The sequence below is a fragment of the Stenotrophomonas sp. PS02300 genome (assembly GCF_029959395.1).
In the GTDB taxonomy this organism is placed as follows: Bacteria; Pseudomonadota; Gammaproteobacteria; order Xanthomonadales; family Xanthomonadaceae; genus Stenotrophomonas; species Stenotrophomonas maltophilia_AD.
Genome location: NZ_JASCOP010000028.1, coordinates 15,368 through 38,329, shown reverse-complemented (window position 1 = coordinate 38,329; position 22,962 = coordinate 15,368). Strand labels below are relative to the sequence as shown.

Annotated in this window: 20 protein-coding genes and 1 tRNA gene; 11 read left to right on the top strand and 10 right to left on the bottom strand. The window is 63.7% G+C overall.

What is annotated here, in order from left to right; translation table 11 throughout:
* Positions 1-94: 94 nt before the first annotated feature.
* The 3 genes from QMX79_RS07820 to uvrA are packed head-to-tail and all read right to left on the bottom strand — an operon-like array spanning position 95 to position 3,889.
* Entirely contained in the window at positions 95-454 is a 360-nt protein-coding gene (locus QMX79_RS07820) for a hypothetical protein (protein WP_282246053.1), read from the bottom strand.
* Between the two features lie 22 nt (positions 455-476).
* Positions 477-884, bottom strand: coding sequence for a thioesterase family protein (locus QMX79_RS07815; protein WP_070209172.1), 408 nt, complete (start codon positions 882-884; stop codon positions 477-479).
* Positions 884-3,889 (bottom strand): excinuclease ABC subunit UvrA, encoded by a 3,006-nt coding sequence (uvrA, locus tag QMX79_RS07810; RefSeq protein ID WP_282246044.1) that lies wholly within the window; start codon positions 3,887-3,889, stop codon positions 884-886. The genes QMX79_RS07815 and uvrA overlap by 1 nt, the downstream gene beginning before the upstream one ends.
* Before the next feature lie 266 nt (positions 3,890-4,155).
* Here uvrA and rplU point away from each other — a divergent pair, with 266 nt between their 5' ends.
* The 3 genes from rplU to cgtA all read left to right on the top strand — a co-directional run bounded on the left by rplU (position 4,156) and on the right by cgtA (position 5,939).
* Positions 4,156-4,473, top strand: a complete 318-nt coding sequence (gene rplU / locus QMX79_RS07805) for a 50S ribosomal protein L21 (protein ID WP_282246042.1) — start codon at positions 4,156-4,158, stop codon at positions 4,471-4,473.
* Positions 4,474-4,488: 15 nt separating this feature from the next.
* Positions 4,489-4,749, top strand: a complete 261-nt coding sequence (rpmA, locus tag QMX79_RS07800) for a 50S ribosomal protein L27 (RefSeq protein WP_019184517.1) — start codon at positions 4,489-4,491, stop codon at positions 4,747-4,749.
* A gap of 140 nt (positions 4,750-4,889) precedes the next feature.
* A complete protein-coding gene (cgtA, locus tag QMX79_RS07795; protein ID WP_068850197.1) occupies positions 4,890-5,939 on the top strand; it encodes an Obg family GTPase CgtA in 1,050 nt (349 codons plus the stop codon).
* A 178-nt stretch (positions 5,940-6,117) separates the two neighbouring features.
* Here cgtA and rpsT read toward each other — a convergent pair whose 3' ends face one another.
* Positions 6,118-6,387, bottom strand: coding sequence for a 30S ribosomal protein S20 (gene rpsT / locus QMX79_RS07790; protein WP_017354922.1), 270 nt, complete (start codon positions 6,385-6,387; stop codon positions 6,118-6,120).
* Between the two features lie 116 nt (positions 6,388-6,503).
* Between rpsT and murJ the strand changes: the two genes are divergently transcribed.
* The 7 genes from murJ (at position 6,504) to QMX79_RS07755 (ending at position 16,098) form a co-directional block, all read left to right on the top strand.
* Positions 6,504-8,108 (top strand): murein biosynthesis integral membrane protein MurJ, encoded by a 1,605-nt coding sequence (gene murJ, locus QMX79_RS07785; RefSeq protein ID WP_282246055.1) that lies wholly within the window; start codon positions 6,504-6,506, stop codon positions 8,106-8,108.
* A 75-nt stretch (positions 8,109-8,183) separates the two neighbouring features.
* Positions 8,184-9,131 carry a bifunctional riboflavin kinase/FAD synthetase gene (locus QMX79_RS07780; protein ID WP_282246016.1) on the top strand — a complete coding sequence of 316 codons (948 nt, stop codon included), beginning with the start codon at positions 8,184-8,186 and terminating at the stop codon, positions 9,129-9,131.
* Positions 9,128-11,959, top strand: a complete 2,832-nt coding sequence (ileS, locus tag QMX79_RS07775; protein WP_282246014.1) for an isoleucine--tRNA ligase — start codon at positions 9,128-9,130, stop codon at positions 11,957-11,959. The genes QMX79_RS07780 and ileS overlap by 4 nt, the downstream gene beginning before the upstream one ends.
* A complete protein-coding gene (gene lspA / locus QMX79_RS07770; protein ID WP_282246012.1) occupies positions 11,959-12,465 on the top strand; it encodes a signal peptidase II in 507 nt (168 codons plus the stop codon). The genes ileS and lspA overlap by 1 nt, the downstream gene beginning before the upstream one ends.
* A gap of 53 nt (positions 12,466-12,518) precedes the next feature.
* Positions 12,519-13,469, top strand: a complete 951-nt coding sequence (gene ispH, locus QMX79_RS07765; protein WP_282246010.1) for a 4-hydroxy-3-methylbut-2-enyl diphosphate reductase — start codon at positions 12,519-12,521, stop codon at positions 13,467-13,469.
* An 89-nt stretch (positions 13,470-13,558) separates the two neighbouring features.
* Entirely contained in the window at positions 13,559-15,442 is a 1,884-nt protein-coding gene (locus QMX79_RS07760; RefSeq protein WP_282246008.1) for a peptidase M61, read from the top strand.
* Complete coding sequence (locus QMX79_RS07755; RefSeq protein WP_282246006.1) at positions 15,439-16,098, top strand: lysoplasmalogenase; 660 nt, start codon at positions 15,439-15,441, stop codon at positions 16,096-16,098. The genes QMX79_RS07760 and QMX79_RS07755 overlap by 4 nt, the downstream gene beginning before the upstream one ends.
* Before the next feature lie 18 nt (positions 16,099-16,116).
* Here the strand turns inward: QMX79_RS07755 and treA are convergent, their stop codons facing one another.
* A complete protein-coding gene (gene treA, locus QMX79_RS07750; protein WP_282246004.1) occupies positions 16,117-17,739 on the bottom strand; it encodes an alpha,alpha-trehalase TreA in 1,623 nt (540 codons plus the stop codon).
* 112 nt (positions 17,740-17,851) lie between these two features.
* Between treA and QMX79_RS07745 the strand changes: the two genes are divergently transcribed.
* Positions 17,852-17,927, top strand: a tRNA-Thr gene (locus tag QMX79_RS07745).
* A 540-nt stretch (positions 17,928-18,467) separates the two neighbouring features.
* Here QMX79_RS07745 and QMX79_RS07740 read toward each other — a convergent pair.
* From QMX79_RS07740 to QMX79_RS07720, 5 genes are all read right to left on the bottom strand, one after another.
* The gene (locus QMX79_RS07740) at positions 18,468-18,935 is read right to left on the bottom strand and encodes a hypothetical protein (RefSeq protein ID WP_282246002.1); all 468 of its coding nucleotides are present in this window, start codon (positions 18,933-18,935) and stop codon (positions 18,468-18,470) included.
* Positions 18,935-19,738, bottom strand: coding sequence for a hypothetical protein (locus QMX79_RS07735; protein ID WP_282246000.1), 804 nt, complete (start codon positions 19,736-19,738; stop codon positions 18,935-18,937). Before QMX79_RS07735 ends, QMX79_RS07740 begins: the two co-directional genes overlap by 1 nt.
* Positions 19,739-20,062: 324 nt before the next feature.
* On the bottom strand, positions 20,063-21,040 hold the full coding sequence (locus tag QMX79_RS07730) for a DUF4238 domain-containing protein (protein ID WP_282245997.1): 978 nt from the start codon (positions 21,038-21,040) through the stop codon (positions 20,063-20,065).
* Positions 21,041-21,214: 174 nt separating this feature from the next.
* A complete protein-coding gene (locus QMX79_RS07725; protein WP_282245996.1) occupies positions 21,215-22,579 on the bottom strand; it encodes a PIN domain-containing protein in 1,365 nt (454 codons plus the stop codon).
* Entirely contained in the window at positions 22,576-22,911 is a 336-nt protein-coding gene (locus QMX79_RS07720; RefSeq protein ID WP_282245994.1) for a hypothetical protein, read from the bottom strand. The genes QMX79_RS07725 and QMX79_RS07720 overlap by 4 nt, the downstream gene beginning before the upstream one ends.
* Between the last annotated feature and the right edge of the window lie 51 nt (positions 22,912-22,962).

Genomic DNA, 22,962 nt, shown 5'->3' with positions numbered 1-22,962 from the left:
CGCCGGGAACCCGGCCGCAATGCGCAGGGCCCCCGCCGGGGCCGGTCGGGCGGGCCCATGGCGGGCAGCGCCGTGAACCGCTCGGCTGCAGGAATTACCCCAGATCCACGCATTTGTTGGATAACCGCGTTTCCCGCCCATCCTTCGACCAGCTGAAAAACACCCGCCATGGTGTCCCTTCCTGCAGGTCAGCCATGTTGAACGGATATGTCCCCAGCGCGAGCATCACCCCGCGATCAATCTGCCGGTGCCCTGATGAGCGGGTGATGCGTGTCTCGCTCATGCGGCCTTTACCGTCCAGGACCACCACCAGTTCCATGCACCCGCCTGGCGGGAGTCCACCCGCCGGGTCCCTGTTGATCCGCATGTCGAGCGTGGACCCAAAGGCGCTGGCGGGCATCGTCCGAAGCGGCGCCGATGTGTCGATGGCCAGCATCAGCAACAGGGAAATCATGGATGCCTCGCGTTGGGTCGTGTCAGCTTGAAGCGCTGCGGATCGCGTCCGGCAGCGGGGCGCTCTTGCCGGTCTGGGTGTCCATCCACACCACCACCACGTTGCCGTCCGAATACAGCGTGCTGTCGTTCTTCTGGTCCACGATGCGGTGGCCGATGGTCACGCTGCTGTTGCCCAGGCGTTCGACGAACAGCTCCACCACGATGTCGTTGGGCCACACGATCGGCAGGCGGTAGTTGACGTTGGTCGCCGCGACCACCGGGGCGATCCGGTCGGTCATCGAAACGCCTTCCACGCCCAGCATCCAGCGCACGCGCGCCTCTTCCAGGTAGGAAATGTACTTGGCGTTGTTGACGTGGCCCATGCTGTCCATGTCGCGCCAGCGCACGCTGATCGGTACGCGGGCCAGGATCTTGTGTTCGCTGCTCATTACTTCTTCTTCGCCTTCGTGGTCTTGGCAGGGCTGGTCTTGCTAGGGGTTGCCGCACGCTTGGCGGCCACCGCCTTCTTGGCCACCTTGGCCGGATTTTCCGGCTTGGCCTTGCGCGGCGGGCGGGCGTCGGGCTTGTTGGCCACCGCCGCCGGGCGTTCCGGGCGCGCGCTGACCGAAGGCAGCATCTTGGCCAGGAACTGGCCGGTGTACGAGGTGGGGCAGGCCGCCACGTCTTCCGGCGTGCCGGTGACCAGGATGGTGCCGCCGCGGTGGCCACCTTCCGGCCCCAGGTCGACGATCCAGTCCGCGGTCTTTATCACGTCCAGGTTGTGCTCGATCACCACCACCGTGTTGCCTTCGTCGCGCAGCTTGTGCAGCACGCCCAGCAGCGCTTCGATGTCGTGGAAGTGCAGGCCGGTGGTCGGCTCGTCCAGGATGTACAGCGTGCGCCCGGTATCGCGGCGCGACAGTTCCTTGGACAGCTTCACGCGCTGCGCTTCACCACCGGACAGCGTGGTCGCGCTCTGGCCCAGCTTGATGTAGCTCAGGCCCACGTCCACCAGCGTTTCCAGCTTGCGCGCGATGCTGGGCACCGGTTCGAACAGCTTCAGCGCATCTTCGACGGTCATCTGCAGCACGTCGTTGATGTTGTAGCCCTTGTACAGGATCTCCAGCGTTTCGCGGTTGTAGCGCTTGCCGTGGCACACATCGCAGGGCACGTACACGTCCGGCAGGAAGTGCATCTCCACCTTGATCAGGCCATCGCCCTGGCACGCTTCGCAGCGGCCGCCGCGCACGTTGAAGCTGAAACGGCCCGGCGAATAGCCGCGCGCGCGTGCTTCCGGTACCTGCGCATACAGCTCGCGCAGCGGGGTGAACAGGCCGGTGTAGGTGGCCGGGTTCGAACGCGGGGTGCGGCCGATCGGCGACTGGTCGATGTCCACCACCTTGTCGAACAGGTCCAGCCCTTCCACTTCCTTGTAGGGTGCGATCGGGTGCGAGGAGCCGTTGATCTCGTTGGCGGCCAGCGAGAACAGGGTGTCGTTGATCAGGGTCGACTTGCCCGAACCGGACACGCCGGTGATGCAGGTCAGCAGGCCGGACGGAATGTCCAGGTCCACGCCCTTGAGGTTGTTGCCGCTGGCACCGCGCAGGTGCAGCGTCATCTTCGGGTTCGGCTTGTGCCGGCGCGCAGGAATCTCGATCGCGCGCTTGCCCGACAGGTACTGGCCGGTGAGCGAACGCGGCGCGTCCAGGATGTCCTGCAGGGTGCCCTGGCCGACGATCTCGCCGCCGTGCACGCCCGCGCCCGGACCGATGTCCAGCACGTAGTCGGCCAGGCGGATCGCGTCTTCGTCATGCTCGACCACGATCACCGTGTTGCCCAGGTCGCGCAGGCGGGTGAGGGTGCCCAGCAGGCGCTCGTTGTCGCGCTGGTGCAGGCCGATGGACGGCTCGTCGAGCACGTACATCACCCCGACCAGGCCGGCGCCGATCTGGCTGGCCAGGCGGATGCGCTGGGCCTCGCCACCGGACAGGGTGTCGGCCTTGCGCTCCAGGGTGAGGTAATCCAGGCCCACGTCGACCAGGAAGCCCAGGCGCTCGCCGATTTCCTTGACGATCTTGCCGGCGATCTCGCCGCGCCAGCCAGGCAGGGTCATGCCGCTGAAGAACTTCAGTGCCTCATCGATCGGCAGCACCACCAGTTCCGGCAGCGCACGGTCGGCCACGAACACGTTGCGCGCGGCACGGTTCAGGCGCTGGCCCTGGCATTCGGGGCAGTTGCGTTCGCTGATGTACTTGGCCAGCTCTTCGCGCACCGCCGCCGATTCGGTTTCCTTGTAGCGGCGTTCCAGGTTCGGAATGATGCCCTCGAAGCGGTGCTTGCGCTGGGTGCGGCCACCGGCTTCGGTGAAGTAGGTGAAGGTGATGGTTTCATCGCCGCTGCCGTACAGCACCGCCTGGCGCACATCCTCGCCCAGGCTCTGCCACGGCGCGTCCACGTCGAACTTGTAGTGCTTGGCCAGCGAGGCGATCAGCTGGAAGTAGTACGCATTGCGGCGGTCCCAGCCGCGCACGGCACCGGCCGACAGCGACAGCTCCGGGTGCACCACCACGCGCGAGGGATCGAAGAACTCGGCCATGCCCAGGCCATTGCAGCCCGGGCAGGCCCCCACCGGCGAATTGAACGAGAACAGGCGCGGTTCCAGCTCCGGCAGCGAGTAATCGCAGACCGGGCAGCTGTACTTGGACGAGAACAGGTGGGCCGGGGCGTCTTCCACGTCCAGCGACTGCACCGAGACCATGCCGTCGCCCAGCTTCAGCGCGGTTTCAAAGCTTTCGGCCAGGCGCTGCTTGATGTCTTCACGCGGGCGGAACCGGTCGATCACCGCTTCGATGGTGTGCTTCTGGCGCAGCGCCAGCGGCGGCACCGCATCGATTTCATGCAGCGCACCGTCCACCCGCACGCGCACGAAGCCCTGCGCGCGCAGCTGGTCGAACACCTGGGCATGCTCGCCCTTGCGCTCGCGGATCACCGGGGCCAGCAGCATGTAGCGCTGTTCCGGGTCCAGGGTCAGCACGTGGTCCACCATCTGGCTCACGGTCTGCGCTTCCAGCGGGTAGCCGTGGTCGGGGCAGCGCGGGCTGCCCACGCGGGCGTACAGCAGGCGCAGGTAGTCGTAGATCTCGGTGATGGTGCCCACGGTTGAACGCGGGTTGTGCGAGGTCGACTTCTGCTCGATGGAGATCGCCGGCGACAGGCCTTCGATATGGTCCAGGTCCGGCTTTTCCATCACGCTCAGGAACTGGCGGGCATAGGCCGACAGCGACTCCACGTAGCGGCGCTGGCCTTCGGCGTAGATCGTGTCGAAGGCCAGCGAGGACTTGCCCGAGCCGGACAGGCCGGTAATGACAATCAACTTGTCGCGGGGCAGGTCGAGATCGATGTTCTTGAGGTTGTGCGTCCGCGCGCCGCGGATGCGGATGAAATCCATCGCCATGGGGGATCCGTTGAAAGTGGGGCAAGCGGAGACGGCAATCGGTCAGCCTACCGAGCTTGGGATTTGGGGGCAATCGGCGACATTGCCAGCCCCTTGTCTCATCTATTGAGACCACCGGGCCCTGAACCTGAACGGGGTTCAGGGGGTGGCGGCCAAAAGCAGGGGGTGGGTTGACCCGGGCCGGGGTGAGTCATTAAAATCCCGCTTCTGTCCGCCCTCGATGGCGGCAGTCCATAGACCACAATAACTACAGAGGAAGTCTGGTCATGTACGCAGTACTGGTAACCGGCGGTAAGCAATACCGCGTGGCGCAGGGCGAAACGCTCCGCGTTGAAAAGCTCGAAGTCGAAGTCGGCGACGAGATCAAGTTCGAAGAAATCCTGATGCTGGGTGACAGCGATGGCATCAAGCTGGGCGACGCTCTGAGCGGCGCTTCGGTCACCGCCAAGGTCGTGTCGCAGGGTCGTGCTGACAAGGTCCGGATCATCAAGTTCCGTCGCCGTAAGCACCACATGAAGCGCCAGGGTCACCGTCAGTACTACACCGAAATCGAGATCACCGGCATCGCCGGTGGCAGCAAGTAATAAGGAGAAGCAGTCATGGCACATAAAAAGGGCGTAGGCTCATCGCGCAACGGTCGCGACTCCAACCCGAAGTACCTCGGCGTCAAGATCTTCGGTGGCCAGGCCATCGATGCCGGCAACATCATCGTGCGTCAGCGCGGCACCCAGTTCCACCCGGGTACCGGCGTCGGCCTCGGCCGTGACCACACCCTGTTCGCGCTCGTCGACGGCAAGGTGGAGTTCTCGGTGAAGGGCCCGAAGAAGCGTCGTACCGTCAGCGTCGTCGCCGAAGCCTGAGCTTCGCGATACGCAGGCGCCCCCGCCCCGGCGTGGGGCCGCTGACGAAAGCCCCGCTTCGGCGGGGTTTTTGTTTTTCACGTTAGACTCTGCGGTCGGGCGCACCCGTTGCCCACCGCCTCCAGTTGGCATCCAGAATCATGAAACTTGTAGACGAAGCAGAAATCCAGGTTACCGCCGGCAATGGCGGCAACGGCTGCGTCGGTTTCCGTCGCGAGAAGTTCATTCCGCTGGGCGGCCCGGACGGCGGCGACGGCGGCAATGGCGGCAGCGTGTACATCCGCGCCGACGAAAACCTCAACACCCTGGTCGATTTCCGCCACGAGCGCATTTTCAAGGCGCAGCGCGGCGAGAACGGCATGGGCCGCCAGGCCTATGGCAAGGGCGGCGAAGACCTGGTCATCACCGTGCCGGTCGGCACCGTGGTGATGAACGTGGCCACCGACGAAGTGATCGGTGACCTGACCCAGCACGACGACATCCTGCTGGTAGCCAAGGGCGGCAAGGGCGGCCTGGGCAACATGCACTTCAAGAGCTCCACCAACCGTTCGCCGCGCCAGTCGCTGCCGGGCGAGGAGGGCGAAGAGCGCCTGCTCAAGCTGGAGCTGAAGCTGCTGGCCGACGTGGGCCTGCTGGGCTTCCCCAATGCCGGCAAGAGCACCCTGATCCGCGCCGTGTCCGCTGCCACCCCCAAGGTGGCCGATTACCCGTTCACCACCCTCTACCCCAACCTGGGCGTGGTGCGCGTGGAGAACTACCGCAGCTTCGTGATCGCCGACATTCCCGGCCTGATCGAAGGTGCCGCCGATGGTGCCGGCCTGGGCGCGCAGTTCCTGCGCCACCTGCAGCGCACCCGCCTGCTGCTGCACCTGGTGGATATCTCCCCCATGGAAGGCGGCGTGGAAATCTCGCCGATCGAGCAGGTCCGTGCGATCGAGCGCGAGCTGGCCAAGCATGACCCGGAGCTGCTGGAGAAGCCGCGCTGGCTGGTGCTGAACAAGGCCGACCTGATGTTCGAGGACGAGGCCAAGGCCGCGGCCGAGAAGATCATCGCCGAGCTGGGCTGGACCCAGCCGTGGTACCTGGTTTCGGCGCTGGGCCGTGAAGGCACCTGGCCGATCATGACCAACATCATGGCCTTCTTCGACCGCCAGAAAGAAGACGAAGCGGATGCGCGCAACGCGCTCTGACGCTGACGTTGCTTCCTCGGGAAACCCGGCTTCGGCCGGGTTTTTCCGTTGCGTAGTGCCACGCCATGCGTGGCTGCCATTTGTCCGCAAGCACGGAAAAACGCGGGGCCACGCAAAAAACCCGGCCTGGGCCGGGTTTTTGTACCGCACGCCGCGCCAGGCGCGGCGTTGCGCCGTATCAGGCGGCCTTGAGGGCCTTGATGCGCGCGGTCAGGCGGCTCTTATGGCGAGCAGCCTTGTTCTTGTGGATCAGACCACGCGAGCTGAAACGGTCGAGGATCGGCTGGGCGACGGCAAAGGCTGCCTCGGCGCCGGCGGCATCGTTGGCGTCGAGCGCCTTGATCACCTTCTTGACAGCGGTGCGCAGCATCGAACGCTGAGCCGTATTGCGCGCGTTGCGCACGACGGTCTGCTTGGCGCGCTTCTTGGCGGACTTGATATTGGCCACAGTGGTGGTTTCCTGAAAAATCGGTGTAATGGGAACAGCAAGCTGGAAAGTATGATGGCTCGAAAAATGTACGTCAAGTCAATTGTCAAGAGGAAACACGGGTGAGTTCACCAAGGATGTTGCGCGGGCTGCTGTCTTTCAGCAGCATGACCATGATTTCGCGGGTGCTGGGGCTGGTCCGCGACCTGGCCGTCACCACCACGTTCGGCACCAATGCGGTGACCGACGCCTTCTGGGTCGCCTTCCGGGTGCCCAACTTCCTGCGCCGCCTGTTCGCGGAGGGCTCGTTCGCCACCGCCTTCGTGCCGGTGTTCACGGAAGTGAAGGAAACCCGTTCACATGAGGAGCTGCGCGAGCTGATGTCGCGCGTGGCCGGCACCCTGGGCGCGGTGCTGCTGCTGGTCACCGCGCTGGCGCTGATCTTCGCCCCGCAGCTGGCCACCCTGTTCTCCAGCGGGGTCGACACCGACCCGGCCAAGCACGGCCTGCTGGTGGACCTGTTCCGGCTGACCTTCCCGTTCCTGCTGTTCGTCTCGCTCACCGCCCTGGCCGGCGGCGCGCTCAACAGCTTCCAGCGCTTCGCCATGCCGGCGCTGACCCCGGTGATCCTCAACCTGTGCATGATCGCCGGCGCGCTGTGGCTGGCGCCGCGGCTGGGCGGCACCCCGGAAAAGCAGATCCTGGCGCTGGGCTGGGCCGTGCTGGCCGCCGGCGTGCTGCAGCTGCTGTTCCAGCTGCCCTCGCTGAAGGGCATCAACCTGCTCACCCTGCCGCGCTGGGGCTGGAAACACCCCGGCGTGCGCAAGGTGCTGACCCTGATGGTGCCGACCCTGTTCGGCTCCTCGGTGGCCCAGATCAACCTGCTGCTGGATACCGTGATCGCGGCCAAGCTGACCGACGGCTCGCAGTCCTGGCTGTCGCTGGCCGACCGCTTCCTGGAACTGCCGCTGGGCGTGTTCGGGGTGGCGCTGGGCACGGTGATCCTGCCGGCGCTGGCCCGCCACCATGTCAGTACCGACAAGGCCGGCTTCTCCAGCGCGCTGGACTGGGGCCTGCGCACCACGCTGCTGATCGCCGTGCCGGCCATGCTGGGCCTGATGCTGCTGGCCGAGCCGCTGATCGCCACGATCTTCCAGCACGGCCAGTTCACCGCGTTCGATACCCGCATGACCGCGCTGTCGGTGTACGGCCTGAGCTTCGCGCTGCCGGCCTTCGCCCTGCTCAAGGTGGTGCTGCCGGCGTTCTACGCCCGCCAGGACACCCGCACCCCGGTGCGGGCCGGCCTGGTCGCGCTGGTGGCCAACATGGTCTTCAACTTCGTCCTGCTGGCCGTGCTGTACCACGTGATGGTGCCCGAAGCGCTGAAGGCGCAGGGCGTGTGGGTGGCGCTGGGCAAGCAGCCGGGCCTGCACCTGGCGCTGGGCATTGCCAGCGCGCTGTCCAGTTACCTGAATCTTGGCCTGCTCTGGTACTGGCTGGGCAAGACCGACGTCTACCAGCCCAAGGCCGGCTGGGGCGGCTACGTGACCCGCCTGGGCCTGGCCTGCGCGGCCATGGTGGCGGTGCTGCTGGGCCTGCTGCAGCTGATGACCGACTTCACCGACATGGACAAATGGCACCGGATCGGCAACCTCGCGCTGCTGGTCGGCGGCGGTGGGCTGACCTACCTGCTGGCCCTGGTCGCCATGGGCTTCCGCCCGCGTCACCTGCGCGAGCATTGATCCATGGGCACCCCGGCTATACTTCATGGCTATCCCTTGCAACGCATCGGTCCTGACGGGCCGGATTCCCAGTAGATGACCAGGTTGTTCAGAAGCATCGAAGGCGGGCCTTTGTTCCCGCACGGAAGCGTGGTCTGCATCGGCGCATTCGACGGCCTGCACCTTGGCCATCGTGCGCTGGTGCGGCATGCGGCGGCGCGTGCCCGCGCGCTGGGCGTGCCCGCCGTGGCGGTCGCGTTCGAACCGCTGCCGCGCGAATACTTCGCCCAGGGCGAGCCGCCGCCGCGGCTGACCCTGGCCCGCGACAAGGTCACGCTCCTGCGCGATTTCGGCGTGGACGCCATCGGCCTGCTGCGTTTCGATGCGGCCATGGCCGCCATGCCGGCCGAAGCCTTCGTCGAACAGCTGCTGGTCAATCGGCTGGGCGCGCGCGAAGTATGGATCGGGCCGGAGTTCTGCTTCGGCAACCGCCGCCGCGGTGACCTGGCCCTGCTGCAGGCCATGGGCGCCGAACGCGGCTTCACCGCCGGCGAAATCGACCCGGTGGATTTCCACGGCGAGCGCATTTCCGCCACCCGCATCCGCCAGCTCCTGCGCGAAGGCGATTTCGCCCATGCCGCAGACCTGCTCGGCCGCCCGTATGCGATCGGGGGCAGGGTAGTGCGCGGGCGCCAGCTCGGCCGCACCCTCGGCTTCCCCACCGCCAACCTGCGCTTCCCGAAAACGCCGGCGCTGGCGGGCATCTATGCCACCTGGGTGCACGGGGTGTTCGACCAGCCGTGGCCGTCGGTATCCAGCTTCGGCACCCGTCCCACCGTGGACGGGGTGGAGCCGCTGCTGGAAGCGCACCTGTTCGATTTCCAGGGCGACCTGTACGGTCGGCATATCCAGGTTGAATTCGTCGCCAAGCTGCGCGACGAAGAGAAGTTCCATGATCTGGCGGCATTGACCGACCAGATGCACCGTGACGCCGATCAGGCCCGTCACATCCTTTCCGAACACAGATTGCGAGCCACTGCGTGAGCCAGGACTACAAAGCCACCCTTCATCTGCCGGCAACCGAATTCCCGATGCGCGGCGACCTGCCCAAGCGCGAGCCGGGCATTCTGTCGCGCTGGGAAGACGAGGGCCTGTACGCCCGCCTGCGCGAAAACGCGCAGGGTCGCCCGCTGTTCGTGCTGCACGACGGCCCGCCGTACGCCAATGGCCAGATCCACCTGGGCCATGCGGTCAACAAGATCCTCAAGGACATCATCGTCAAGTCGCGCTACCTGGCCGGCTTCGATGCGCCCTACGTGCCCGGCTGGGATTGCCACGGCCTGCCGATCGAAATCGCGGTCGAAAAGAAGTGGGGCAAGGTCGGCGTCAAGCTCGACGCCGTCGCGTTCCGCCAGAAGTGCCGCGAATACGCCGAAGAGCAGATCGAACTGCAGCGCCGCGACTTCAAGCGCCTGGGCGTGATCGGCGATTGGGACAACCCGTACAAGACGCTGAGCTTCGATTTCGAAGCCAATGAAATCCGCGCGTTGTCCAAGATCTTCGCCAACGGCCACATCGTGCGCGGCGCCAAGCCGGTGCACTGGTGCTTCGACTGCGGCTCGGCGCTGGCCGAGGCGGAAATCGAATACCAGGACAAGACCTCGCCGGCCATCGACGTGGCCTACGTGGCGCGCGATTCGGCGCAGCTGGCCGCGCGCTTCGGCGTGAGCCTGCCGGCCGATGTCGAAGTGGCCGTGCCGATCTGGACCACCACCCCGTGGACGCTGCCGGCCTCGCTGGCGGTGTCGCTGGGCGCGGATATCCAGTACGCCCTGGTCGAAGGCCCGGCCCACGCCGGCAAGCGCCGCTGGCTGGTGATCGCCGCCAGCCTGGCCGAGCGCGCCCTGCGCCGCTATGGCGTGGAAGAGGTCGTGGCGCATGGCCATGCCGCCGGTGCCGCGCTGGAAAACCTGCTGCTGGCCCATCCGTTCTACCCGCAGCGCGACATCCCGCTGCTCAACGGCGCGCACGTGTCCGACGAAGACGGTACCGGTGCGGTGCACACCGCTCCCGGCCACGGCCAGGAAGATTTCGTGGTCAGCCAGCAGTACGGGCTGATGGACAACTACACCGCCGCCCAGATCAACCCGGTCGACGGCCGTGGCGTGTACCTGCCGTCCACCCCGCCCGCGGGCGAAGTGGTGCTGGCGGGCGTGCACCTGTGGAAGGCGCAGCCGCTGATCGTGGACGTGCTGCGCGACTCCGGCGCGTTGCTGTCGTTCGTGGAAATCGTGCACAGCTACCCGCACTGCTGGCGCCACAAGACCCCGGTGGTGTTCCGCGCCACCCCGCAGTGGTTCATCTCGATGGACAAGGCCAACCTGCGCAGCGATGCAATGGCCGCCATCGACAACGTCGGCTGGTTCCCGAGCTGGGGCAAGGCGCGCATCGGCAGCATGGTCGATGGCCGCCCGGACTGGTGCATCAGCCGCCAGCGCACCTGGGGCGTGCCGATCGCACTGTTCACCCACCGCGAAACCGGCGAACCGCACCCGCGCACCGTCGAGTTGATGCAGCAGGTGGCCGACCGCGTGCAGGCCGGTGGCATCGACGTCTGGTATGCGCTGGACGCGGCCGAACTGCTGGGCGATGAAGCCGCGCATTACGAGAAGGTCACCGACATCCTCGATGTCTGGTTCGACTCGGGCGTCACCCATGAAGGCGTGCTGCTGGAGCGTGGCTTCGGCAAGCCGGCCGACCTGTACCTGGAAGGTTCCGACCAGCACCGCGGCTGGTTCCAGTCCTCGCTGCTCACCGGCGTGGCGATCGACAAGCACGCGCCCTACAAGCAGTGCCTCACCCACGGCTTCACCGTGGATGAGAAGGGCCGCAAGATGTCCAAGTCGCTGGGCAACGGCATCGAGCCGCAGGACATCATGAAGACCCTGGGAGCGGACATCCTTCGCCTGTGGATCGCCTCGGCTGACTACAGCAACGAAATGTCGCTGTCGCAGGAAATCCTCAAGCGCAACGCGGATGCCTACCGGCGCCTGCGCAACACCGCGCGCTTCCTGCTCGGCAACCTGGATGGCTTCGACCCGGCCCAGCACCTGGTGGCCCCGGCCGACATGGTCGCGCTGGACCGCTGGATCGTGCATCGCGCCTGGGAAGTGCAGGAGAAGATCAAGGCGGCGTACACCGGCTACAACATGGCCGAGATCGTCCAGCTGCTGCTGAACTTCTGCAGCGTGGACCTCGGCTCGCTGTACCTGGACGTCACCAAGGACCGGCTGTACACCATGCCGACCGACTCGCGCGGCCGCCGTTCGGCGCAGAGCGCGATGTACCACATCGCCGAAGCGTTCACCCGCTGGATCGCCCCGATCCTGACCTTCACCGCCGATGAGCTGTGGGCTTACCTGCCGGGCGAGCGCAAGGAAAACGTGCTGTTCGCCACCTGGTACGAAGGCCTGGTGCCGCTGCCGGCCGATGCCGCGATCAACGCTGCCGAGTTCGACCAGCTGCTGGCCCTGCGCGAGCAGGTGGCCAAGGTGCTCGAGCCGATGCGCGCCAACGGCGCCATCGGTGCCGCGCTGGAAGCGGAGATCACCGTCGCGGCCAGCGAGGAAACCGCTGCGCGCTGGCAGCCGCTGGCCGAGGAACTGCGCTTCCTGTTCATCAGTGGCGATGTCAGCGTGCGCCCGGCGACCACCGATGAGGTGTTCGTCAGCGCCCAGCCGACCACCAAGCAGAAGTGCGTGCGCTGCTGGCACTACCGTGCCGACATCGGCAGCGTGGCCGCCCACCCGGAACTGTGCGGTCGTTGCGCAAGCAACGTCGACGGTGCCGGCGAAGACAGGAAGTGGTTCTGATGAGCGCCGCACGTCCGCGTCCCAACGCACTGGTCTGGCTGCTGCTGTCGGCCGCCGTCATCGGCCTGGACCAGTGGAGCAAGGCCTGGGTGCTTTCCAGCCTGCCCGAGTACCAGCCGGTGGCCGTCATCGACGGCTTCTGGAACTGGTACCGCACCTACAACACCGGCGCAGCGTTCAGTTTCCTGAGCGACGCCGGTGGCTGGCAGCTGTGGTTCTTCACCGCGCTTGCGGTGGGCATCAGCGGCCTGATGGCCTTCTGGCTCTCGCGCACCCCGCGTGCCCACTGGCGCAGCGCCGTGCCGTACGCGCTGGTGATCGGCGGGGCCATCGGCAACGTCATCGACCGCCAGGTGCACGGCCACGTGGTCGATTTCATCCAGTGGTATGTGGGTGAGCACTACTGGCCCTCGTTCAACATCGCCGATGCGGCGATCGTGGTCGGCGCCGTGGGTATTGCGGTGTTTGGCCTGTTCGACGGCAAGACCGAGAAAAAAGCGGGATAATTCCCTCCAGTTCCCTATATCAACCGGCCCCGGCCGGCCGGAGTATCTGACCGATGGATGTGTTGCTCGCCAATCCGCGTGGTTTCTGTGCCGGTGTCGATCGTGCGATCGAGATCGTCAAGCGCGCGATCGAGACCCTGGGTGCGCCGATCTACGTGCGCCACGAGGTCGTGCACAACCGTTTCGTGGTCGATGACCTCAAGCGCCGGGGCGCCATCTTCGTTGAAGAACTCGACGAAGTGCCCGATGGCAACACCGTCATCTTCAGCGCCCACGGCGTTTCCCAGGCCGTGCGCCAGGAAGCCGAGCGGCGCGGGCTGAAGGTGTTCGACGCTACCTGCCCGCTGGTGACCAAGGTCCACCTGGAAGTGGCGCGGCACTGCCGTGCCGGCCGCGACGTGGTGCTGATCGGCCACGCCGGGCACCCGGAAGTGGAGGGCACCATGGGCCAGTGGAGCCGCGAACGCGGCACCGGCACCATCTACCTGGTGGAAGACGTCGAAGACGTTGCCACCCTGGTGCTGGACCAGCCGGAAAACTTCGCCTACACCACCCAGACCACGCTGTCGGTGGATGACACCCGCGGCATCATCGAAGCCCTGCGCACCCGCTTCCCGGCCATGCAGGGCCCGAAGAACGACGACATCTGCTACGCCACCCAGAACCGCCAGGATGCCGTGCGCGACCTGGCCAAGCGCTGCGACCTGGTGCTGGTGGTGGGCTCGCCGAACAGCTCCAACTCCAACCGCCTCAGCGAACTGGCACGCCGCGATGGCGTGGAGTCGTACCTGATCGACGGCGCCGACGAGATCGACCCGGCTTGGGTGCTGGGCAAGAAGCACATCGGCCTCACCGCCGGCGCCTCCGCGCCGCAGGTGCTGGTGGATGGCGTGATCGAGCGGTTGAAGGAGCTGGGTGCCACCGGCGTGGGCGAACTCGAAGGCGAACCCGAATCGATGGTATTCGCACTGCCGAAGGAGCTGAGGCTGCGCCTCATCTCCTGATTCACGCCGCGAAGGCATGACCTTTGGCCATGGGGCTGTGCATCTTCGAGGTCTAGCATCGATCAATTCGAATGCCGGAATCCCCCTCGATGAAACTGCGTGCCGCCGTCCTCTCCGTGCTTCTCGCCGCCACCGCCGCCGGTGCCCACGCGCAGACGCCACCGCCGCAGGACGTCGCCTTCCCGGGCACCCTGCGCATCGACGTGGACGCACGCGACATCGGCCGCCGCATCTTCAAGGTCAAGGCCACCGTGCCGGCCCAACCGGGCCCGCTGACCCTGCTGTACCCGCAATGGCTGCCCGGCGCGCATTCCCCCAGCGGCCCCATCGACAAACTCGCCGGCCTCGTCGTCACCGCCAACGGCAAACCGCTGGCCTGGAAGCGCGACCCGTACAACGTATACGCCTTCACCGTGGACGTCCCGCAAGGCGCCACTGAGGTCGTCGCCAACTTCAACTTCCTCTCCTCGCAGGGCGCAGGGCAGGGCCGCGTGGTCATGACCCCGGAAATGCTCAACCTGCAGTGGAACGCCAACTCGCTGTACCCGGCCGGCGTGATCACCCGCAACATCCAGGCCCAGGCCAGCGTCACCCTGCCGCCGGGCTGGGCCTACGCCACCGCGCTGGACACCGAGCGCCGCGACGGCGACACCGTGGTATTCAAGCCGATCAGCTACGACCACCTGGTGGACTCGCCGCTGTTCGCCGGCCGCCACTACCAGCAGTTCGACCTCGACCCCGGCGCCAAGGTGCCCGTGCACCTCAACGTGTTCGCCGACGATGCCAAATCGCTGGTCGCCAAGCCCGAACAGCTGCAGGCGCATCGTGCATTGGTGCAGCAGATGTACAAGCTCTACGGCGCGCGCCACTTCGACCGCTACGAATTCCTGCTCGCCCTCACCAGCAAGCTTGGCGGGATCGGCCTGGAGCACCAGCGCTCCAGCGAAAACAGCGGCGACACCGGCTACTTCACCGACTGGGACAAGACCTGGCTCGGCCGCGACCTGCTGCCGCACGAATTCAACCACTCCTGGAACGGCAAGTACCGCCGGGGCGCCGACCTGACCACCGCCAACTTCAACGTGCCCATGGGCGACAGCCTGCTGTGGCTGTACGAAGGCCAGACCCAGTTCTGGGGCCACGTGCTGGCCGCGCGCTCGGGCCTGTGGAGCACCGACCAGACCCGCGACATGTTGGCGAACGTCGCCGCCACCTACGACCGAGGCCGCCCCGGCCTGGCCTGGCGCAACCTGCAGGACACCACCAACGACCCCACCATCGCCCAGCGCCGCGCCCTGGCGTTCCGCAACTACCAGATGAGCGAGGACTACTACTCCGGCGGGCAGATGGTATGGCTGGACGTGGAAGGCAAACTGCGCGCCTTGACCGGCAACAAGCGCAGCATCGATGATTTCGCCAAGGCCTTCTTCGGCATGCACGACGGCGACTGGAACGTGAACCCGTATACGTTCGATGAAGTGGTCAGCACCTTGAACGGCATCGCCCCGTACGACTGGGCGGGCTTCCTGCGCGAGCGCCTGGACGGCCACGGCCCGCTCACCGGCGGCCTGGAAGCAGCCGGCTGGAAGCTGGTCTACACCGACACCCCGAACGATGCCTACAAGGCGCAGGAAACCCGCGCCAAGAACACCAACCTGCTGTACTCGCTGGGCGTGGCCGTCACCGACGGCGGCGCCATCACCGACGTGCTGTGGGACAGCCCCGCCTTCAACGCCGGCCTGGCGCCGGGCATGAGCGTGCTGGCGCTCAACGGCCGCGTGTTCAAGGGCGAAGACCTGAAGGACGCCGTGGCCGCCGCCAAGACCGACAAGGCGCCGCTTACCCTGCTGGTACGCAACTTCGACCGCATCGACACCATCAAGCTCGATTACCACGGCGGCCTGCAGTACCCCTCGCTGCAGCGCATCGCCGGCAAGCCCGACCGCCTGGCCGAGTTGTGGAAGGCGCGATGAACCTGCGCCGCGACGTGCCGATTCTGCTGGCGGCGGTGGCCGCCATCATCGGCGCGTCGCTGGATGGCGACGGCCGCTGGCTGCACTGGATCGCCAAGCCGCTGGCCACGCTTCTCATCGCCGCCATCGTCTGGCGCGCCCATGCTGCACCGCCCGGCTACCGCCGCGCGATCCTGCTCGGCATGGCGTTTTCCTGCATCGGCGACATCGCCCTGATGCTCCCGTTCGATGCCTTCGTGCCGGGCCTGATCGCCTTCCTGCTCGCACACCTCTGCTACATCGTCGCCTTCCGCGCAGGCTTCAGGGCAGGGCGGGGCCTGCTGTGCGCAGCCGCATTGCTCGCAGTATTCGCCGGCATCAACCTGGCCGGCCTATGGCCCCTTCTCCCCAGCGACCTGCGCATCCCGGTAGTGGTTTACGTAGCAGTACTCGCCCTGATGGCCACACTCGCCCTGGCGCGCGCGTGGACGAACAACGCAGCAACCCCCTCCGCACCCACGAGCGCCCGCTGGGCCGCAACCGGCGCAGTCCTCTTCGTCATCAGCGACTCCGTACTAGCCTGGGACCGCTTCGGCGGCGGCCTCCCAGCCGCGTCGCTTTGCGTACTAAGCACCTACTACGCAGCGCAATACTGCATAGCCCGCTCGGTTCGGTAATCGCGTCGGCGGCGCGGCTCACTGCCCAACATCCCCCGCCGACTCACACCGCTTCCCTTCCGCACACAACCGATCCAACAACGCCAACGCCACCCCATTGCTCCACCCAAACCCATCCTGCAACGGGTACTCACCGCCACCACCACCCCCAGCCGACCCATCCACCACATACTTCTCCACCAACTTCCCCTCACGGTCATACACCGTCTGCACCGTCCGCAAAAACCGCACCCCAATCTGCCGCGCCAACGCATCCTGCCGGTACCGCTGCAACCCATCCACCGCCACCCACTGCAACGGCGCCCACCCATTCGGCGCATCCCATTGCTGCCCGGTGATCTCGGTGGTGGTCAACAACCCACCCGCACGCACCAACTGCGTCTCCACCGCTTCGGCCGTACGCCGCGCCTGCACCGGGCTCGCCACCTCCAACCACAACGGAAACAGCGCCGCAGCCGTAAGCGCAGGGCGGGGCGTACCACGCTCCAGATCCCGATCCGCATACCACCCCTGCCGCTCATCCCACAGCAGCGCGTTGATTGCCTGCTTGCGCTGTTCCGCCTTCCGCGCGAAATCCCGCGCCACAGAACGTTCCCCCGCCGCACGACTCGCCCGCGCAATCGTCGTCTCCAGGTGGAACAGCAGGCTGTTCAGATCCACCGGCACGATTTCCGTGGTGTGGATGCTCCCCAGCTCCGCCGGATGCACCAGCCATCGCGAACTGAAATCCCACCCCGATTCCGCCCCGGCCCGCAGATCGCGATACACCTGCGACGGCGCCCGATCCGGCACCGTGGCGGCCGTCGCCAGATCATCCGTCCACGACTCGGTACGCGGCACGGCCCACGCATCCCAGTAGCGGTTGAGCAGGCTGCCATCGTTCATCCGCACCACACGCTCACTGGCCGCACCCGGCGCCAACCCTTCCGCCCCACGCATCCAGAACGCATGCTCGGTGCGCAGCTGCGGCAGATACCGGCGATACGCGTCATCCCCTTCATGCGTAGCCAGCAGATCCACCATCAAGCTGAAGAACGGCGGCTGCGACCGGCTCAGGTAATAGCTGCGGTTGCCATTGGGGATATGCCCGTACTGGTCCAGCTGCCAGGCAAAGTTGTCCACCATGTCGCGCACCTGCTGCCAGCGCCCGCTGGAGGCCAGGCCGAGCAGGGTGAAGTAGCTGTCCCAGTAGTACACCTCTCGGAAGCGCCCGCCCGGCACCACATACGGCTTGGGCAGCGGCAGCAGCGAACCGCGCGGGTCCACGGTGTCAGTGGTCCGGGTCAGCACCGGCCACAGCCCCTCGATATGCGCGCGCAGGGTTTCCCCGGTAGGTGGCACGTAGGCGGCTAACTCCGTGGGAACAGTGAAGTGCGTGGCCACGAAGGCGGGCAGGGTGTAGCCGGGCTGCGCCTGGGTCTGGCCCCATTCGGCCAATAGCGCGTCGGCATCCAGAGCCGGCACCGCATCGGCGAACGTCTTCTGGTCCTTGAACAGGTGGGCGCGCTGCACCTGCTGGAACAGGGGCTGCCATTGCTGGTCCGGCGGCTGTGGGGCTTGGGCGGGCGCCTGGGCGGCAGCCGAGGCGGAATACAGCAACGACGCCAGCAGCAGGCCGGCCAAGCGGGGGCGTGGGTTCATGGGCGGGTTCCAGACGGCAACAGCCCGACTGTAGGGGCGGGAGCGTCAACAAATGGTGCGGCGGGGCCGCCAATTGACCCGCCCGGCCGCTCCCCTTAGAATTGCCTGCTCAGCCGGAATAGCTCAGTTGGTAGAGCGGCGCATTCGTAATGCGTAGGTCGTAGGTTCGATTCCTATTTCCGGCACCAGTTTCAGCAAAAGCCCCGGCCTTGGTCGGGGCTTTTTGTTTTGGGTGTTTCGACCCCATGGGGCTACGTCGGAAAGCGCCTCTTCAAACGCGCTACGTCGCGTTTGACCTGTCAAAAATGCTGCGCTCCTTGCAGTCAGAGGGGCAGTTGACTGGCAAGTTCACCTTACATAGCATCCCAGCCAACAGAGCCAAATCCCCTCCTGACCCAGCGTCAGTGACGGTTTGGCCTTTTTCTGCCTGAAATTTAGACCACCGGGAGGTAAAGGCTGAGACCCCTGCCGTTGCGGTAAACCGTGCTTTCGTAATGCGTAGGTCGTAGGTTCGATTCTATTTCCTGCACCAGTTCCAGCAAAGGCCCCGGCCTTGGTCGGCGCTTTTTTCTGTGTGTGCTCGGCGTAATTCCAAGTCGGGTTCAAACATGTGGTCTGAAATAGAGGTCTTCGCCAGGAAATTCGAATTATGATCTTGTATTAACGGGGCCTCTAAAACATCATGCGCTTGATCGCCCGAGAAGTAAGAGCGCCGGGCGCAATATTAATTACTTTGAATGGAACACGATTTCCTCTGTAAAGGTTAGGTCGGCCGCTCGGACCCTGTAGCCCGATGACCGTCCGGTAGAACTTGTCCATGACTTTGCGTCTAGGCTCGCGGCAGCGACAGCCTGTTCTTTCGATGCGTATGTACTACTTGGCATGCCTTCGGCCTTCACATTCCAAGTATTGTTCGTCTCGGTAATCATCCAGAACTTAATTGAGGAGGCTTTCTCTGAGAACGTAGAGCCTTCGGTGTCGCGAAGTTTGCCAAGCGTGTTGAAATATCGTTGATGGGTCCTTCGGAGACTATCTTCGCTCTCAGCCTCCAAGACTACTACTTCCTGATTCAGCGCAGAACTCAGAGTTTCGATCTCAATCTGGAGCTTTGCGCTTGCGGCATCTTCACGTGTTTCAAACTGGCTGAGTGAAGACAGTTTTCTATTTTTCCGGTCGTAATGAATCAGGAAGATCATTATTCGTCTGCTTCAGAGTACTGGAGGGCGGAGAGATTTTGATTTATGCCGTAGAAGATATGACGGATCTGCGTGTCGATCAAGCTGGCTTGGCGCTTTGCCGTTCTTCGAGATGCAGTGCTTCCCGATCGTACCCGGGAGGTCGATATCTTTTGGGCATGTAGCTGTTCTAATTTCCGGATCTGTACTGACAGTTCCTTTAATACTTGGAGGGCCTTCTCATTGCCCTTTCCATACTTGAGATCTTGGCCGTAAGTGTCCGCCAGCTTCTCTGATAACTCCGCCCAAAAATGCTGGGCTTTGGTTCGAATCTGAACCTCGATTATCTTTCCGTGTCTTTTTGCAATTATATGAACTGCGCGATAGTTGTTGGTGGGGTTGGATCGCTTGTCGTCGATTATTGCGTCCCCAAGCATGACGCTCAGAGCATTTGTGAGGGAGTCTTGTTCAATTAAATTGTTGACGATGGTTCTGCAGCCTGCGATGTCCTGTATCTGAGAAAGTCGGGTTTTCTGCCTCCTCAGCTTCTCAATAATTGCTACAGTCGATTTGGAAGGCCGTCCCGTAATGGCGTGCCCAAGCGTATCCCTTACGATGTGCTCGACCTCGGCATAAGCCTGAGAAAATTGTGATCGATACGCCTCCAAATCACGGAGTGCGTCGACGCTGATCTCCTCTTCGCGGAGTCTGTCGCCGATCCGGTCGATCTTGGACTTGGAGAACTCAAGTGGAGTAGCTGTGGTTGATATCACGGTGGCGGCAAATAGTGGCGATTTTCGGCCGATCTTAGCAGGTAAGAGCATCGGAGGACGGGCACGGTGCCAGGCATGTTGCGAAAGTCCCTTTATAGTTTTGGCCGCAGTTGCGCAAGTTGCTCAGATGGACGGTGTTCTGCTGACGACGACTGCGCGTAGTCTGCAATGCGCGCGCGTGTAGATTTGGTGTCGCTGAGGGGGTAGGTCGTGCGCCAGCATTCGGACTGGGCTGGTGACCTAGTCCAGCCAGAGTATGGATCGTTGGCGCTAGCGGTCCAATTATCAGTGCCGGCGCCAATATGCGGGCTTGGAAACCCTGTTCACTTTGCTGCTGGGTCTCCCTCTTGCGCCGGGGAGTGCTCACTGGTTGACTCATGCTGTAAATCGCGGTCCGCTCTTTAGGGTCGGATGATTCGCAATCATCCTATCAGCGAGCGAGAAGTCGCCCGTCGAGGAAAAGACATAGCGTTCGCTGCGGCTTATCTGGAGTGAATTGAAATTGATAACATGATCTGGATTGTATGGAAGCGATGTGCCTTGACGCAGGGTCTGATCCATCGTGAGAATCCATTCCGGATCGCGAACCACACTTGCCCTAAGGTAGCTAGGCAGAGATCGAAGCGTTTCAGCCGCTTCAGTAACTTCTTGAGCCAACGACGGACACCACATTGCTAGGGCGCGTGTCGAGGAGAGGGGGAAGTAGATCTCGATACCCTTGACGCAAAGCCCAAGGTTGCCGTATGGCGCCATGTCGATGTGATTCTGTAAAGCGATGGGGTTGTCGCCAATCATGAACGGGTGGGATCGCGTGGTCTTTGCGAGAAACCAGAATTTGTCTAAAAAATGAGGGCCAAAATCTGCAGGCGCTTTCAGCAGTACTCGCGCGGTGTCGATCTTTATTTCGTTGTCGGTCTGGGGCTGAATTAGCGCTTCAGCTTGGGAGCCTGGAGCCACACGATTTCCTGTCGACTCGAGCTTTTCTTGAAGCAGTCGATGCATGTCTTGCCATTGCATTCGAAATGCTCTCGTCCTCACGAACTGAATGGCCAGGAACGCAGCTAGCAGGGCACGTTCTTCTGGCGGTATTGCATTCACGCTGTCGTGATGGAGCATCCGATCGATGACTGACTTTGCTTGGGACTCAATCCTCGAAAGCCCGTGCTCAAGGGACAAGTCAGCACCCTCGACCACAAAATCGTAGAAGCGCGCTTCGCTGGCGACGTTCTTAGCGTTCGTCTGGAAGCTGCGTCCCGAAGTCTTATCGAAGGCCCAGAGCTGGTCCTTCTTGCCCGTCCCAAAATTTCGGAGCAGGAACTTCGGCACGTAATGTTGGATCTTGGCTGAAGTCATGTTTGTAGAAGGGTTGGCCCGCGCTCCATCTAATCCTACCCCGGATCGCGCGCCTTGATGTGCGCCGGGCGGCGCGCAGAACTAAGGTATTTTTGAGGAGCAAGAGCTATCTGGAGGTTCGTTGCGGGATGTAGGAGTAACTACCAACCGCCGCGCTGATATTCCTGAGCCGACTTACATCACGACTCCTAGCTCGCGCCCTATTAATTCGGCTGCTGACCGCTCCGAATCTTGGAACGAAACCTGCATTCGGATTGGGACTAGTGACTCGACCGGCATCGCGACGTTCCTTGCGGAGATGCGGATCCTCAGTGCGCCGGCGAGTCTGTCGGTATCTCCAGGAAAACCTTCAATCTGTAGTTCCTTGATATGCGGGTCCAAGACGTGGCGAAAATCATCGCATTCCCCCTGTATGTGCTGGCTAAACCGGTCACCGTCAATGGCTGACCACCTGAATTCGCGTTTTGGAGTCGGAACCGAAATTGGAAACACTGGTTCGGCTCCGAGGCTCCGTGCCGCATTCGATGGCAGGGCGTGAAGAGGTGCTACGTTTTGGAACGCCGGTGGCTTCCGGAATATTGAAGAGGCGTTTTGGGGGGTATTCTTGATCGGCGCTTGGTTGGCCAGGCAGATGTTTCCGCCTGTGGAGATGTCGACAACAACGTGGTCAGCGCTGCTAACCCCTTCGTTGGTGAGCCTGAGTGTTAGCACGGTGGGTGGCGTCAAGGTATTAAAATAACCCGGAAGCGACTCGATCCGCCTTCGAAGTTCTAGTTCCCACTCCTGATAGTCATCTCGATACTCCGCAAAACCGAAATACGACACGTAAGCGTGCTTCTCGGTTCCCTCCATGGGGAAGGCCGATAGTACAGCCTCAACTGCGCGATCAATGAAATCGGGTGAAAGCTCTCTGTGGCGAATGAGAGCTCCGTCGAAGCGCGTAATGGTCGATTGTTGATGGAGAACTTCGACCTTCAGCAAGGGGCCTCTTCCCATCAAGTGTTCGACTTGGCTCTGCAGTTGCCGGAGCTGCTTTTCTGTGTCTGTCGGCTCAGGTGGTAGCAACCATATATCGGGTACTGCTATCGCACCTATTCCGATGTCACGAGCAGCTAGAAGCGGCGTCATGTCATCAGTTAGCAGTGATATATCGACTCCAAGTGCACGGCTGCAGGCAAGTGCTTCCTCAACGATGCGTTCGTCTGCGGTCGTTAGGTCAAGCTCCTCGGGTCTCAGTCGATTTTGTGGGAGACGTGGGGCTATTCGAACGGACACCGTGTGTGAGCCGGCGGTTACGAGATACTCGTCGGATCTGGCTCTGATAGCCTCGCGCAACGCGGCAGACACCTCACGTGCGCGCTTGGCCCTTCTGGCGTTTCCGCCACTTTTGTGTCGATCAATCTCTCGCTGCACTTCCTTTACAACAATTAGGACGATAGAGGTGTCAGATGTAACTGCTGTCCAGTCAATGTTCTCGAGCCTTAGGCATTGAAGGAAGAAGTTGGTATCGGGAGCAAAGTAGGCGGTCATCTTGTTCATGCCTGAGATTGACGGTGCAAGAATGCATTCTGCCAGCGCATCAGGGCGGTGCGACAGCTAAGTTCCATCCATAGGCACCGAAGATAGCCGCCCATGAAGCCTGTGAGTGCTGCCCCTGCCCCAAGGCGGACAATACTCATCCCTCCAGCAATATGCGCCCGCAACCATGGCAGCACGGCCACCAGTTGCGCGCCCAGCAACAACGCCAGGACGTCCAGCCCGATGGTGTCCACTAATAGCGCTAGCGGCAGCAGCTCAAGATTGCAGGCGAGCAGCAGGACCAGCACTGTGGTGGCGGCGGCCAGCAGCTTGGCTCTGGAGATCTTCGGCATCGGGGGGCTTCCCAAGGGCGGTAATACAGCAGTGGGGGCAGGCGGGGGCGC

What these genes read in the sequence shown, in the direction of transcription:
- QMX79_RS07820 (WP_282246053.1), bottom strand. Translation starts at nt 454, where the DNA reads ATGATTTCCCTGTTGCTGATGCTGGCCATCGACACATCGGCGCCGCTT.
- murJ (WP_282246055.1), top strand. Translation starts at nt 6,504, where the DNA reads ATGTTGCGCGGGCTGCTGTCTTTCAGCAGCATGACCATGATTTCGCGG.
- QMX79_RS07780 (WP_282246016.1), top strand. Translation starts at nt 8,184, where the DNA reads ATGACCAGGTTGTTCAGAAGCATCGAAGGCGGGCCTTTGTTCCCGCAC.
- lspA (WP_282246012.1), top strand. Translation starts at nt 11,959, where the DNA reads ATGAGCGCCGCACGTCCGCGTCCCAACGCACTGGTCTGGCTGCTGCTG.
- rplU (WP_282246042.1), top strand. Translation starts at nt 4,156, where the DNA reads ATGTACGCAGTACTGGTAACCGGCGGTAAGCAATACCGCGTGGCGCAG.
- ispH (WP_282246010.1), top strand. Translation starts at nt 12,519, where the DNA reads ATGGATGTGTTGCTCGCCAATCCGCGTGGTTTCTGTGCCGGTGTCGAT.
- QMX79_RS07730 (WP_282245997.1), bottom strand. Translation starts at nt 21,040, where the DNA reads ATGACTTCAGCCAAGATCCAACATTACGTGCCGAAGTTCCTGCTCCGA.
- cgtA (WP_068850197.1), top strand. Translation starts at nt 4,890, where the DNA reads ATGAAACTTGTAGACGAAGCAGAAATCCAGGTTACCGCCGGCAATGGC.
- QMX79_RS07755 (WP_282246006.1), top strand. Translation starts at nt 15,439, where the DNA reads ATGAACCTGCGCCGCGACGTGCCGATTCTGCTGGCGGCGGTGGCCGCC.
- QMX79_RS07760 (WP_282246008.1), top strand. Translation starts at nt 13,559, where the DNA reads ATGAAACTGCGTGCCGCCGTCCTCTCCGTGCTTCTCGCCGCCACCGCC.
- QMX79_RS07735 (WP_282246000.1), bottom strand. Translation starts at nt 19,738, where the DNA reads ATGCTCTTACCTGCTAAGATCGGCCGAAAATCGCCACTATTTGCCGCC.
- treA (WP_282246004.1), bottom strand. Translation starts at nt 17,739, where the DNA reads ATGAACCCACGCCCCCGCTTGGCCGGCCTGCTGCTGGCGTCGTTGCTG.
- QMX79_RS07720 (WP_282245994.1), bottom strand. Translation starts at nt 22,911, where the DNA reads ATGCCGAAGATCTCCAGAGCCAAGCTGCTGGCCGCCGCCACCACAGTG.
- QMX79_RS07815 (WP_070209172.1), bottom strand. Translation starts at nt 884, where the DNA reads ATGAGCAGCGAACACAAGATCCTGGCCCGCGTACCGATCAGCGTGCGC.
- rpmA (WP_019184517.1), top strand. Translation starts at nt 4,489, where the DNA reads ATGGCACATAAAAAGGGCGTAGGCTCATCGCGCAACGGTCGCGACTCC.
- uvrA (WP_282246044.1), bottom strand. Translation starts at nt 3,889, where the DNA reads ATGGCGATGGATTTCATCCGCATCCGCGGCGCGCGGACGCACAACCTC.
- QMX79_RS07725 (WP_282245996.1), bottom strand. Translation starts at nt 22,579, where the DNA reads ATGAACAAGATGACCGCCTACTTTGCTCCCGATACCAACTTCTTCCTT.
- QMX79_RS07740 (WP_282246002.1), bottom strand. Translation starts at nt 18,935, where the DNA reads ATGATCTTCCTGATTCATTACGACCGGAAAAATAGAAAACTGTCTTCA.